Here is a 13,599-nt window from a genome sequence, read left to right on the forward strand (position 1 = left end):
GCTGGGGGTGCAGGGCCCGGGCGGAGACGTCCGAGGCGCCTGCCGCGGCGCCGCCCACCGGCATGCGGCCCTACCGGGGCCTCGAGGCGTACCGCGAGCGCGACGCACAGCTGTTCTTCGGCCGTAGCCGGAGTGTGCGCGAGCTCGTCGAGACCGTCGTCGCCGCCCACGGGCACGGCATCGTGGTGGTGACCGGCGCCTCCGGCGTCGGCAAGTCCTCGCTCGTGCAGGCCGGCCTCATCCCGGAACTGTGCCGCGACGACCGCTGGCGGCCGGTGGTCCTGACTCCGGGGCGGCACCCCGTGGCGCAGCTCGTCGAGTGCATACCCGAACTCGCCGAGATCTCGGACGCGGACGGGCCCTCCGCCGTCGCACGGCTGCGCGCCGCCGCCGACCGTCAGGGCAGCTCGGGCCTGCTGATCGTCGTCGACCAGATCGAGGAACTGTTCACCCACTGCGAGGACCCGGCCGAACGCTCGGCGTTCCTGGCGCTCCTCGATCGGGCCGCGACCGTGGGCGACGGCGACACCCCGATCTCGGTGGTGGCCACGCTGCGGTCGGACTTCTACGAGCGGGCCGTGACGTATCCCGTGCTGGCCCGGGCGCTGGAGCGGCACAGCAAGACGGTCCAGCCCCTGACCCGCGATGACCTGGTGGAGGTCATCTCCGCACCGGCGCGGCTGCTCGGCCTGCGGTTCGAGGCGGGGCTGGTGGAGCTGATCCTGCACGACCTCGGCGTGCTGACCGCCGACGACGTCGGCGGGGCGGAGCTACCGCTGCTGTCCCACCTGCTCGACACCCTGTGGGAACGCCGGCGCGGCGGCCACCTGACCGTGGCCGGCTACCGAGCCACCGGCGGGGTGCGCGGATCGATCGCCGCCAGCGCGGAACGCGCCTGGGAGGAGCTGGACGACCGTGGCCGGCGCCTCGCTCGCGCGATGCTCGTGCACCTGGTCTACGTGACCGACACCGGCACCGACGTGAAGATCCGACGTCCGCTGGACCGGTTGCTCGCCGTGGCCGGAGACGACGGCGACGCGGGGCGCCGGGTGGTCGACCACTTCGTCACCGCTCGCGTCCTCGTCGTCGACGCCGGCAGCGTCGAGCTGCTGCACGACGCCGTGATCGACGCCTGGCCGCGTTTGAAGTCCTGGATCCAGGCGGACCGCTCGTACGCGGCCCTGGGCCAGCAGATCGAGGCGGACGCCGCCGGCTGGGTCGCGGGACGGCGGCACGCGGACCTGCTCTACCAGCGCGGCCGGATGGACCTCATCGCCGAGCACGAGGCCGGGGACCTCGCGGGGCGGACGCAGGCCGTCGGCGTCGAGGCCGCGCTGAGCCCGACCGCGGTGGCCTTCCTCCGGGAATCGCGGCGGCAGATCCGCCGGCGGGCCCGGATCCGCAACGGCGCGATCGCCGCCCTCGTGTTGTCCACGATCGTCGCGGTGGTGATGGGGACGCTGGCCTGGGCGGGCAAGAACCGCGCGGAGGCCGAGCGCAGTGCCGCCCAGTTCCAGCAGGTCGTCGCGCTCGCCGACTCCATGCGCGAGCGGGACCCGTCCACCGCGGCCCAGCTGGCGCTCGCGGCGTGGCAGCTGCGGCCGGACAGCGAGGTCGCGTACTCGCGGCTCGTCGCGACCGAGCAGATGCCGCTGGCGCTGCCTCTCGAAGGCCACAGCGGTCCCGTCTACGGGGTGGCGATCACGCCGGACGGTTCGACCCTCGCCTCGGCCAGCGACGACGGCAGCGTGCGCCTGTGGGACCTGTCCGACCGGACCGCCCCGCGGCCGCTCGGAGCGCTGGTGTCGGACGAGCCCGAGTATCTGGCATCGGTCTCGTTCAGCCCGGACGGCACCCTGCTCGCGGCGGGTGGGGCGACGGGTGCGGTGTGGATCTGGGACGTCACGGATCGCGATCGGCCCGTCGCCCTGCTCACCGCCGAGGTGCTCGTGCCGGAGGTCGTCCACAACGTGCGGTTCAGCCCGGACGGTCGGTTGCTCGCCGTCCCGTACGACAACGGGTCGGTGGTGCTCGTCGACACGAGCGAACCCCGGACGCGGGAATTTCCCCGCACCGTCCTGCCCGCGCACGGGGCGGCCGTGCGGACCGTGGCGTTCCACCCCGGCGGCACCGTGCTGGCCACGTCGAGCGACGACCGCTCGGTGCGGTTGTGGGACCTGACCGACCCGGCCGCCGCCGCGCCGCTCGGCGAGCCGCTGACCGGCTTCCGCGACGTGGCGCATTCCGTCGCGTTCGCCCCCGACGGCCGGACCCTCGCGGTCAGCAGCGACGACGGCGTCCTCACGCTCTTCGACACCGCCGAGCCCGGGGCGGTGCGGCCGGTCGGCCCGCCCGTGCAGGCCCACACCGGTGGGGTGTGGACCGTGGCGTTCGCACCCGACGGCCGCACCCTGGCGAGCGCGTCGTGGGACGGGACCGCGAAGCTGTGGTCGATCGACTCGGAGACGCGAGCGGTCGACGAGATGCGGCCGGCCCTCGCCGGCAACGGCGGCGGCGTCCCGGCGCTCGCGTTCACCCCCGACGGTGCCGCGCTGGTCACCGGCGGTCACGACGGCACCATCCGGGTCTGGACGCTGCCGCGCGGACGCGTGCCGGTCGCGGATTCCGCCCTGACCCTCCCGGCCATCGACCGCACCGGCTCGCTCGTCGCGACCGGGGGCTACAACCCCACCGTGCCGTTGTGGCGGATCGGCTCCGACGGGCGCTGGTCACCGCTCGGTGCCGTGAACCGCCCGCGACCGCTGGGGGGTGCGGTGACGACCGCCCTGTCGCCCTCCGCCGCGACCCTGGCCACGGCCTCGACGACGGACGGCGAGGTCCACCTGTGGGACGTCCGGGACCCCACCGTTCCGCGGCTCTGGGCGAACCCGATCGTGACCGAGACCCGGTTCACGTCCGAACTCGCATTCGGCCCCGACGGCACCACCCTCGTCACGGGAGACGACGACCACTCCCTCGTGCTGTGGGACGTGTCGGATCCGGCGCGTCCGGTGAGCCGGGGGGCGCCGCTGCGGGGTCCGACGAACCTCGTCCGCGCGGCGGCGTTCGCGCCGGACGGGCGGCACCTCGTGGTGGCGAGCGCGGACGGCTCGCTCTACGCCTGGAACGTCGCCGATCCCGCGGCCCCGGTCGCGGTGCCGGTGTCGGACGGCCATGCCACCGGCGTCAACGCCCTCGCGTTCAGCGCCGACGGCAACGTCCTCGCCACCGGCGGGGACGACCACACGGTCCGCGTGTGGGACCGCGGACCCGACGGATCGTTCACCGTCCGCCCCGAGGCGCTGCGCGGGCACACCGGCACCGTCTATTCGGTGTCGGTGACGCCGAACGGCCACGAGGTGGTCAGTGGCAGCGACGACGGCACGGTGCGGCTGTGGCACGTCGGCGACCCGGAGGACATGCACCCGGTGGGCGGCCCGATCACCGACGTCGGCGTCGGGCGGTGGCAGGTCGGCTTCCTGCCGGGCAGCAACGCCGTGATCGCGGCGGGTGGCGACGGGATGGTGCGCACCTGGGGCCTGGACGTCGAGTCGATCATCGCGCGGATCTGCGCGGCGACGACGGGCCGGATCACCGCATCGCTGCCGCAGTCCGATCTGCCGGTGGCCGGCCGGACGGTGTGCGGGGGCTGAGCGCCAGGATGCTGGCGGCCTTGTCGAGGCACTCCTGCCATTCGGCGTCCGGATCGGAATCGATGGTGATGCCACCGCCGACGCCGAGACCACACGACCCCGGCGTGTCCGCGTCCCCGCGGCCGAACTCGACGGTGCGGATCGCCACGTTGAGTTCCAGCCCGGCGAGCGGGCTGGCCATGCCCACGGTGCCGCAGTACACGCCCCGCGGGTGCGGCTCCCACACCTGCAGGAACTCCCGCGCCCGGAGCTTGGGACAGCCGGTCACCGAGGCCGGCGGGAACGCGGCCCCGAGCAACTGCGCGGTGTCCACACCGGCCCGCAGCGTGGCCGCGACGGTGGACACCAGGTGCCAGACCCCGGGGGCCGGATGCACCCCGAGCAGATCCGGCACGGTGACGGTTCCGGTCTCGGCGACGCGTCCGAGGTCGTTGCGCACGAGGTCCACGATCATCACGTTCTCCGCGACGTCCTTGACGGACGCGCGCAGCCGGGCCGGATCCGCGCCGATCGGGAGCGTGCCCTTGATCGGGCTCGACGTCACCCGGTCGTCGTGGCGCGCGAGGAACAACTCCGGCGACAGCGACGCGACCGCCCCCCACCCGCCCGCGACGTAGGCGGCCCGGGCCGGCGCGGTGCGCTCGATCCCGTCGGCGAAGAAGTGCAGGGGGCTGCCCGACCAGGCGCCGGTGAAGCGAGTGCACACGCACGCCTGGTAGACCTCGCCGGCCCGGATCGCGTCCAGGCATTGCCGCACGCCGCGGCGGTGGGCGCCGCGGTCCGGCGCGGTCCAGTCGATGCGCCACGGCGCCCGACCGGACGCCTCGGGCGCCTCGCGGACGGCGGCGGCGAGCCCGGCCGGGCACGGCGCGTCGGTGAGGCTCTCGTACCACCAGCAGCCGTCGTGGTCGAGCCGCAGCACGGTGTCCGCCCACCCCCCGGCCGCGCGAGGCAGCGCCGGGTGGGCGGGGGCCCGGTCCGGGTACGCCAGGTAGCCGATCCAGCCCCCGCCGACGACCGGCCCGTCGTCGCCGGTGCGCAGGGACGGGCCGTCGCGCAGGACGAACGCGTCGGAAGGCGGGGTGGCGACGGCGTGGACCCGGGGCGCGAGGACCGCCGCCGCGCCGAACCACGTGCCGGTCAGTGCGGCCGGCGGGGGCGCTCCCGCCGCCTCGGCGCGGGCGCCGAGCAGCCGCAGCACCTGCGCCGGGCTACCCCCGCCGCCGAGCCGTTCCATCCGCATGGGCACAGCCTCCCATGCGCCGCCGGACCGGGCCGAATCACACCCGGGCGCTCAGCGGACCCGCGGCATCACCCTGTCCGCCGCGCCGAGCTTGTCCGGGTTCCGCACCACATACAGGCCGGTGACCAGGCCCGCGTCCATCTCGATCATCATGACGAGGTCGAGCCGCTCGGCCGAGTACACCGCCAGCGCGGGCAGACCGTTGAACGCCGCGAACTCGAATCGCATGTCGGGCAGGGGCTTGCGCCCCAGGTTCCGCAACAGCCGCGCGACCTGCTTCGCCCCGGACACCGGAACCCGTGCGGCCGTGGCCTTGCCCCCGCCGTCGGCGACGTAGACCACGTCCGGGGACAGCACCTTCATCAGCGCCTCCACGTCGCCGGTGCCGGCGGCGGCGAGCAGTTCCTCGACCACCCGGCGGGTCTCCGCGCCGGACGCCGTGTACCGCTTGCGCCGCGCGTGCACGTGGTTCCGGGCGCGGTGGGCGATCTGCCGCACCGTCGCCTCCGGCCTGCCGACCGCCGCCGCGATCTGGGCGTGGTCGAATCCGAACACCTCGCGCAGCACGAACACCGCCCGTTCGAGCGGGCCGAGGGTCTCGAGCACCAGCATCATCGCCATCGACACCGACTCCGCGAGCAGGACGTCCTCGGCGGCGTCCGGCGCCGTGCGTACCGGCTCCGGCAGCCACGGCCCGACGTAGTCCTCGCGGCGCCGCTGCGCGGTGCGCAGCGCGTTCAGCGCCTGCCGGGTGACCACGCGGCTCAGATACGCCCGGGGGTTGGCGACCTCGTCGAGGTCCACCTCGGCCCAGCGCAGGTAGCTGTCCTGCAGGATGTCCTCGCTGTCGGCGACGCTGCCGGTGATCTCGTACGCGATGCCGAACAGCAGGCCGCGGTGCCGGGTGAACAGCTCGTCGTGCGTCATCGCGGCGCCGCGATCGGATCGGGCGCGGCGGCCGGTCCCTTCGGGAAGGGATAGCCGTGCCCCCGGGCCTGCCGGCGCAGTGTCCACACCGTTCCGCGCACCACCATCTCCTTGCCGAATGCGCCCAACGTACCGCGCAGCGCGCCACCGCGGGCCGTGTCGTCCGGGCGGGTGAGCTGCACGACGCCGGAGGTGCGGCCCAGCGAGATGCACTGCGCCACGAACCCGAGCGACAGCGGCTGTGGGTCCGTGCCCGCCAGCAGCGCCCACGCCGTGTCCGCGCCGTGCGCGCCGAGCGGCAGCGCCGCCTGGCAGCTCATACGGATGTGATCCTGGCCGTCCACGGTCACCGCGTCGCCCACCCCCACGACGTTCGCCGCGCCCGTACTCCGCAGGGTGGCGTCGACGCGGAGCCGACCGGTCCCGTCGACCGGCAACCCGCTCCGCCGGGCCAGGTCGGGCACCGTGAAGCCGCCCGCCCAGATCGTGAGTTCCGCGGGCACCGCTTCGCCGTCGGCGAGCAGCACCTCCCGCTCGGTGACCGCGACGACCCGGCCCGGCCGCACCCGGACACCGAGCCGTCGCAGCCGCGCGGCGACGAACCGCCGGGTGGCACCGGGCAGGTGGGCGACGGGGTCCCCGACGAGGGTGCAGGTCAGGTCAGGATGCGCCTCGGCGATCTCGGCGGCCGATTCGACGCCGGTGAGCCCGCCGCCGACGACCACCACGCCGGCACCGTCGCCGAGGCCGTCAAGCGCGGCGGCGGTGTCCATGGCGCGTTCGAACTCGGCCGGCGAGTGCAGCCGGTCGGCGCCCGGGATCGCGGGCACGCCGGCGCCGCTGCCGACGGCGTAGATCGCGACGTCGAACGGCAGCGCCGTCCCGTCGGCGAGCAGCACACGATCCGCACCGATCTGCACCGCGGTGCCGAGGTGCACGACCGCCGCCGGGTGCAGCACCTCGGCGAGGTCGTGCGCGGCCGCACCGGACCCCGCCGCGAGCTGGTGCAGCCGCACCCTCTCGACGAACACCGGTCGCGGGTTGACGACCGTCACCGATACCTCCGGATGCGCGGCGAGCATGCGGTTCGCTGCCATCACGCCCGCGTACCCGGCCCCGAGCACCACCACGTCGGTTGCCATCCTGACCACCCCTTCTGTTGTCGACGATCTCCGCGGTCGTGCATGGGACACCGGCCGGCCTGCGAATGTGACAGGTGCGGCGTGGCAGTGCTCACACGGCCGGGCCGCTACGGGGAACCCGGGTCGAGGAAGGCCGACTCGGCCGCGTCCCGGCCCGCGAACCACCCCTCGGCGTCGACGCTGCGTGTGCGCGTCGACCGGGTCGTCGGGAACAACCGGCGGAACTCCGAGTCCACGGCCTCGGAGCGACGGGCCAGCAACGGGGCGAGCTGCGTGACGGCCATGCTCGCGTCGGCCGCGGCGGCCGCGGTGGCGCACACGTCGGCCTGCCGCAGCCGTTCGCCGATCCGGTATGCGTACCCGGCCAGGAAGGCGCGCCGGAACGCCGTCGCCGCGCCGCCGGTGCGGCCCTCGGTCCCGGTCGCGCCGCCGGTGCGGCCCTCGGTCCCGGCCGCGCGCATGGCCCGGCTCGCCTGCAGCGACAGCGACGTGAACAGCACTTCGACCTGTTCCAGGTCGACGTCGGCGCCGACGATCGTGGCGATCCCGACCTTGGTGAACCACACCGTGCGCGTGCGGTTCGCGTTCCCGATCGCGGTGAGCAGCAGCACCTTCTCCTTCGCGTACGGGTTGTCGACGTGCACGCGGCGCGCCCGCGCGGCGCCGGTGTCGGCGCCGGTGAGCAGGGCCGCGCCGATCGCGTACCGGGTCATCAGCTCCTGCGCCTTGGCGGTGAGGGTCTCGGCCTCCTCCGGATAGTCCGTGGACTCGGCCTTCGCCAGGAGGCCGCGGATCCGTGCGAGCACCTTCGGGTCCGGGCACAGGGATTCGCCGGCCGTGGGGGCCGGGCGCAACGGCGGCCACTGCGACGGCGGCGGCAGGAGAGGGGCGAACCGCGGCAGGTACTTCCAGGCGAACGCCAGCCCCATCACCTGGAAGCGGGACAGGCCGGGCAGCTCGCGCAGCAGTTCCGCGCCGAGGTCGCGCACCGGTGCGTCGGGCGGAACCCGCTCGGCGATCCGCACGGCACCGGGACAGCGCTCGGCGATCACACCGAGCTGCTGCACCCAGTCCACGGGCGCCCGGTCGGCCGCGTGGCTGCGCCGGGCGTCGTACAGCACCACGGCGGCCGCCAGCGGGACGTCCGTGGCATCGCCGGAACGGGCCGTCACGTGCAGCACGTCGGCGGGTTGCCAGCCGCGCTCGTACGCGGCGCACAGTTCGTCGAGAAGTGGCCGGGTGCCGAGGTGGAAGACCTCGTCCGATGCGTCGGACCCAGGCGCCGCCTGTCGAAAGTGTGTTCTATCTCGCCCCATGCGCGGGAGTGTGCACGAGGCCACCGACAGGCGGCGGGACGCCTATTCGTACCGCGGGAACACCGGGGCCGGAGCGGGCAGTTGCGTGCCCGGGGCGAGGCGGGTGGCGATGTCCGCGAACTGCCGCGCCTGCGGGTCCTGGCCCACCAGGTCGAGGATCTTCGCGGCCGAATCGGGCATCACCGGCTGCACGAGCAGGCCGACGATCCGTACGACCTCGAGCGTCACGTACAGCACCGTCGCCATCCGGGCCGGGTCCGTCTTGCGCAGCACCCACGGTGCCTGCGCGGAGAAGTACCGGTTCGTCTCGCCGAGGACGTGCCAGATCGTCTCCAGTGCGAGGTGCAGCGCCTGCACGTCGAACTCGGCCCGAACCTTCTCGAGCAGAGCGTCGGCCTGCGCGAGCAACGCGCGGTCGTCCTCGGTGAAGTCGCCGGGGGTCGGCACCACGCCGTCGAGATTCTTGGCGACCATCGTCAGCGAGCGCTGCGCCAGGTTGCCGAGTTCGTTCGCCAGGTCCGCGTTGATGCGGGTCACGATCGCTTCGTGGCTGTAGCTGCCGTCCTGGCCGTAGGAGATTTCCCGCAGCAGGAAGAAGCGCAGCGGATCGAGGCCGTACTGATCGACCATCTCGAGCGGGTCGACGACGTTGCCGACCGACTTGGACATCTTCTCGCCCTTGTTGAACAGGAAGCCGTGCACGAACACCCGCTCGGGCAGCTCGATTCCGGCCGACATCAGGAACGCCGGCCAGTACACGGTGTGGAACCGGGTGATGTCCTTGCCGATGATGTGCAGGTTCGCGGGCCAGTAGCGGCGGAACGACTCCGCCTCCGTGTCGGGGAAGCCCGCGCCCGTCAGATAGTTGGTGAGCGCGTCCACCCACACGTACATCACGTGCTCGGGGTGGTCCGGCACCGGCACGCCCCAGTCGAAGGTGGTGCGCGAGATCGACAGATCCTTCAGCCCGCCGGAGACGAAGCTGACGATCTCGTTGCGCCGGGTGGCGGGGGCGATGAAGTCCGGTCGCTCCTCGTACAGCTTCAGCAGCTTGTCCTGATACGCCGAGAGCCGGAAGAAGTACGTCGACTCCTCCGTCCACTCCACCGGGGTGCCCGACTCGGTGGCGATGCGCGCACCGTCCTCGAGCACCGTCGTCTCGGCTTCGGCGTAGAACGCCTCGTCGCGCACCGAGTACCAGCCCGAGTAGGTGTCGAGGTAGATGTCGCCGTTGTCGGCCATGCGCTGCCAGATGGCCTTGCTCGCCTCGCGGTGATCGGCGTCCGTGGTGCGGATGAACCGGTCGAAGGAGATGTTCAGCGACTTGTCCATGGCCTCGAACACCCCGGAGTTGCGGGCCGCGAGGTCCCGTACGTCCAGACCCTCCTTCGCCGCCGTCTGCTGCATCTTCAGGCCGTGCTCGTCGGTGCCGGTCAGGAAGAACACGTCGAAGCCGTCGAGGCGCTTGAACCGGGCGATCGCGTCCGAGGAGATGTACTCGTAGGCGTGGCCGATGTGCGGGGCGCCGTTCGGGTAAGCGATCGCGGTCGTCAGGTAGAACGGCGGGCGGGAGGCGGCAGGAGCAGTCATGGTGCGTCCACTTTATAGGTAGATAGTGTATGGGCCGTGAGCCGAACCCGCCCCGCGCCCGAGCCTCCGCAGCCGCTCTCGCCTCTCGTCGATGCCCACACGCACCTCGACGCGTGCGGCGCGCACGACGCCGAGTCGGTGGCGGCGATCCTCGACCGGGCGGCCGCGGTCGGGGTCGGACGGGTGGTCACCGTCGCCGACGACATCGTCGCCGCCCGCTTCGCCGTGGACGCCGCGCATTGGGACGAGCGGGTCTACGCCGCCGTGGCGATCCACCCCACCCGTGCGAACGCGCTCGACGACGCCACCCGGGCCGAGATCGAGAAGCTCGCCGCCGACCCGCGCGTGGTCGCGGTGGGGGAGACCGGCCTGGACCTGTACTGGCCCGGCAAGCTCGACGGATGCGCCGACCCGATCGAGCAGGAGGACGCGTTCCGCTGGCACATCGAGCTGGCCAAACGGCTCGGCAAGACCCTCATGGTCCACAACCGCGACGCCGACGCCGAGTTGCTGCGCGTGCTGCACGACGAGGGGGCGCCGGAGACGGTGATCTTCCACTGCTTCTCGTCGGACGCGGACATGGCGCGGGCCTGCGTCGATGCCGGTTACCTGCTCAGCTTCTCCGGGACAGTGAGTTTCAGGAACGCCGCGGCGCTGCGTGCCGCGGCCCCGCTGGTGCCGCTCGAGCAGGTGCTGGTGGAGACGGACGCCCCGTTCCTGACGCCTCATCCGTTCCGCGGCGCGCCCAACGAGTCGTACTGCCTGCCGTACACGGTGCGGGCGCTGGCGGAGGTGCGCGGTGCGGACCCGGCCGAACTGGCCGCCGCGACCACCGCGAACGCCGAACGGGTGTACGGACTTTCGTAACGGTGTCGCCGTTCCGAGGCGGCCGGCCCGCGCGGCCGGGACAATGGACGGCATGCACAGCTTCGTCTACAACGCTCAGCCGTCACGGGTGGTGTTCGGGCCGGGAACCGCGGCGCGGGTCGCCGACGAGGTGCGCCGCCTCGACCGGTCCCGGGTTCTCCTGCTCGGTGGTGAGCACGTCCGTCCGCAGGTGGAACTCGTCGAGAAGGCCCTCGGTGGGTTGCAGGTCGCCCGGTTCGACGGCGCCGTCATGCACACGCCCGTGGCGGTCACCGAGAAGGTGCTGAGCCTGGTCTCCGAGCACGACATCGATGCCGTCGTCGCCGTGGGCGGGGGGTCGACGACGGGACTGTCGAAGGCGATCGCGGTGCGCACCGGCGTGGACCAGGTGATCCTGCCGACCACCTATGCCGGATCCGAGGTCACTCCCGTCCTCGGGGAAACCGCGGACGGTGTGAAGACCACGCACTCGTCGCCGGCCATTCTGCCCGAGACCGTCATCTACGACGTCGAGTTCACCCTGTCGATGCCGATCCCGATGGCGCTGACCAGTGCGATCAACGCGATGGCGCATGCCGTGGAGGCGTTGTACGCCGAGCACGCCAACCCGATCGTCGACACACTGGCGCTCGAGGCCATCCGTGCGATCGCCCGTGGCGTGCCGGTCCTCGGCGCCGACGCCGCGGACCGGGAGGGCCGCTCGGACCTGCTGCTCGCGGCGTGGCTGGCCGGCACGTGCCTGAGCGCGGTGGGAATGGGCTTGCACCACAAGCTGTGCCATGTCCTGGGGGGCAGTTTCGACCTGCCGCACGCGGCGACGCACACCGTGGTGCTACCGCATGTGATGGCGTTCAACGCGCCGTCGGTGCCGGCCGTGATGAGCCGCATCGCCGACGCCCTCGGCACCCCCACGGCCCCGGCCGGGGTCTTCGACCTGGTGGCGGCGGCGGGCGGCCCGACGACGCTGGCCGAACTGGGGATGTCCGAGGGCGACCTCGACGAGGCGGCACACCTGGCCACCGAGCGGCAGTACCCCAACCCGCGAGAGGTGACCCGGGTCGGGGTGCGGCGCCTGCTGGGGGACGCCTATGCCGGAGTTCGCCCCGAGTGACGGTGCGCGCTCGGTGTGTGCTCGCTCGGTGTGGGCGCGCTCGGTGTGTGCTCGCTCAGTGGGCGGTCGGGGGGTTGCGGCGCGGCCGGATCTGCGCGTTCGGCAGCGTCGGCGCGGGTAGCCGCGTCACCTTCCCGGTGTAGCCCTCGACCCGCCCGAAGCGATCCCCCTCGCGCTGCCACTCGTCCCGGAACGCGACGATCTCGTCGTGGCTACGGCCCACGAAGTTCCACCACATGACGATCTCCTCGCCGAACGGCGTACCACCGAGCAGGACGGCCCGGGCGGGTTCGTCGGTGAGGTTGACCAGGGGGAGCGTGGGGACTCCGGTGCCGACGTAGCCGAGCGCGGAGCGGGCGAGGACGGTGCCGGCGAGGCGGACGCTGCCGGTGTCGACGAGCAGACCGTGCTCGAACCCGGGGTCGACGGCCAATTCGACGGTCGCGCCCGGGTCGAGGGTGATCTCGGCGCCGAGCAGCGGGGTGAAGGTGTGCACGGGTGACGTGGACCCGGCGAGGGAGCCGAGGAACACGCTCACGGTCGCGCCCTCGATCCGGACGGGTTCGGGGGCATAGTGCTGGAAGTCGCGGGGTGCGCCGCGGTGCGCGTCGGGCAGGGCCACCCACAATTGGACGCCGTGCAGGACCGTCGTGGCCGGCGTGGAGACCTCCGAGTGGGCGATGCCGTGGCCGCCGGTCATGAGGTTCAGTTCGCCGGGGCGGACGAACGCGTGCTTGCCGAGGCTGTCGCGGTGCTCGATCTCGCCGGCGAACAGCCAGCTCACCGTCTGCAGGCCGGTGTGCGGGTGCGGCGCGACATCCATTCCGCCGGTGGCGGCGACGTCGTCGGGCCCGTAGTGGTCGGCGAAGCACCAGGCCCCGATGAGGGACCGGGCTCGCTGCGGCAGGGTGCGGCGGACCGGCATCGCCCGCGGGCCGCCGAGCGGCACCTCGCGGGAGGTGATGATCTGCACACGGGTGGGGGCGGGCTCGGATTCGCAGCGGATCTCGGTGGGTTCGGCGTCGACGTTGCTCATTTACAGGACCTTGCTTCCGTACATCTCGCCGAGAGGGTCGGCGATGAGTTCGATGCGGGCGCCGTCGGGGTCGCGGAAGTACAGCGAGACCTCACTGTGCTCGACGAGGTCGACGCCGGCGTCGGTCAGCTTGGTGCGCAGGCGTTCCCACCGGCCGGGCTCGACACTGATCGCAATGTGGTGCAGGCCGCCGAGGACCTCCCGGTAGGGCCCGACGTCGAGCCCGGGGAAGTCGAAGAACGCCAGCAGGTTTCCGTTGCCGATGTCGAAGAAGAAGTGCGAGGAACCGGGGTAGTCGCGGTTCTCGATCAGTTCGGTGAGGGGGAATTCGAGCACGTCCTGGTAGAAGCGCACGGTGCGTTCGACGTCGCTGCTGACGAGCGCGGTGTGGTGCAGCCCGCGGGCGGACGACGCGGGCCGCTCGCCGACGGGCCGGAGGTAACGGCTGCGCAGTTCCTCCCGCAGCGTCGCGGATCGACGGCTGCGCTCCTCTTCCACGCTGGTGCCCACGATGTTGCTCCTTCGGCCGGCGATTGCCCTTCGACGAGGAGCATACTCCATATCGTTGATTAATCAACGACTTTTCGGCGTCGATCCTTCGGCGGCCGGGGCGGCCGTGCACCCCAAGGTTGAACCTTCAACCTTGCGCAGCTACCGTGGACGCGGCTTCGATCGAAGGACGAGCCCCCCACCGCCCGCACCGAAAGGTCACCC

At 72.8% G+C, this 13,599-nt stretch carries 10 protein-coding genes; 3 read left to right on the plus strand and 7 right to left on the minus strand.

The genetic code is table 11. From position 1 onward, the window contains the following. A partial coding sequence (locus G6038_RS27690) for a WD40 repeat domain-containing protein (protein ID WP_240918788.1) occupies window positions 1–3,653 on the plus strand: 3,653 nt, incomplete at its 5' end. Here the strand turns inward: G6038_RS27690 and G6038_RS27695 are convergent. The 5 genes from G6038_RS27695 to metG form a co-directional block, all read right to left on the minus strand. Further along, window positions 3,592–4,896 carry an aminodeoxychorismate synthase component I gene (locus G6038_RS27695; RefSeq protein ID WP_165041713.1) on the minus strand — a complete coding sequence of 435 codons (1,305 nt, stop codon included), beginning with the start codon at window positions 4,894–4,896 and terminating at the stop codon, window positions 3,592–3,594. The genes G6038_RS27690 and G6038_RS27695 overlap by 62 nt on opposite strands. A 51-nt stretch (window positions 4,897–4,947) precedes the next feature. After that, window positions 4,948–5,823, minus strand: a complete 876-nt coding sequence (locus tag G6038_RS27700; RefSeq protein ID WP_165041715.1) for an RNA polymerase sigma-70 factor — start codon at window positions 5,821–5,823, stop codon at window positions 4,948–4,950. After that, on the minus strand, window positions 5,820–6,965 hold the full coding sequence (locus tag G6038_RS27705; RefSeq protein ID WP_206025734.1) for an FAD-dependent oxidoreductase: 1,146 nt from the start codon (window positions 6,963–6,965) through the stop codon (window positions 5,820–5,822). Before G6038_RS27705 ends, G6038_RS27700 begins: the two co-directional genes overlap by 4 nt. A 107-nt stretch (window positions 6,966–7,072) precedes the next feature. Beyond that, a complete protein-coding gene (locus tag G6038_RS27710) occupies window positions 7,073–8,281 on the minus strand; it encodes a DUF2786 domain-containing protein (protein WP_206025735.1) in 1,209 nt (402 codons plus the stop codon). Window positions 8,282–8,323: 42 nt separating this feature from the next. Continuing rightward, complete coding sequence (gene metG, locus G6038_RS27715) at window positions 8,324–9,871, minus strand: methionine--tRNA ligase (RefSeq protein WP_165041717.1); 1,548 nt, start codon at window positions 9,869–9,871, stop codon at window positions 8,324–8,326. Window positions 9,872–9,907: 36 nt separating this feature from the next. On the opposite strand from metG, the gene G6038_RS27720 reads away from it, so the two are divergent. After that, a complete protein-coding gene (locus G6038_RS27720; protein ID WP_165041719.1) occupies window positions 9,908–10,738 on the plus strand; it encodes a TatD family hydrolase in 831 nt (276 codons plus the stop codon). A 43-nt stretch (window positions 10,739–10,781) separates the two neighbouring features. Next, window positions 10,782–11,849, plus strand: a complete 1,068-nt coding sequence (locus tag G6038_RS27725) for a maleylacetate reductase (RefSeq protein ID WP_165041721.1) — start codon at window positions 10,782–10,784, stop codon at window positions 11,847–11,849. Between the two features lie 55 nt (window positions 11,850–11,904). On the opposite strand, the gene G6038_RS27730 is transcribed toward G6038_RS27725, so the two are convergent. Next, entirely contained in the window at window positions 11,905–12,885 is a 981-nt protein-coding gene (locus G6038_RS27730; protein ID WP_165041723.1) for a pirin family protein, read from the minus strand. Then, window positions 12,886–13,395 carry a VOC family protein gene (locus G6038_RS27735; protein ID WP_165041725.1) on the minus strand — a complete coding sequence of 170 codons (510 nt, stop codon included), beginning with the start codon at window positions 13,393–13,395 and terminating at the stop codon, window positions 12,886–12,888. Between the last annotated feature and the right edge of the window lie 204 nt (window positions 13,396–13,599).

Source organism: Rhodococcus sp. 14C212 (genome assembly GCF_011058195.1).
In the GTDB taxonomy this organism is placed as follows: Bacteria; Actinomycetota; Actinomycetes; order Mycobacteriales; family Mycobacteriaceae; genus Rhodococcus; species Rhodococcus aetherivorans.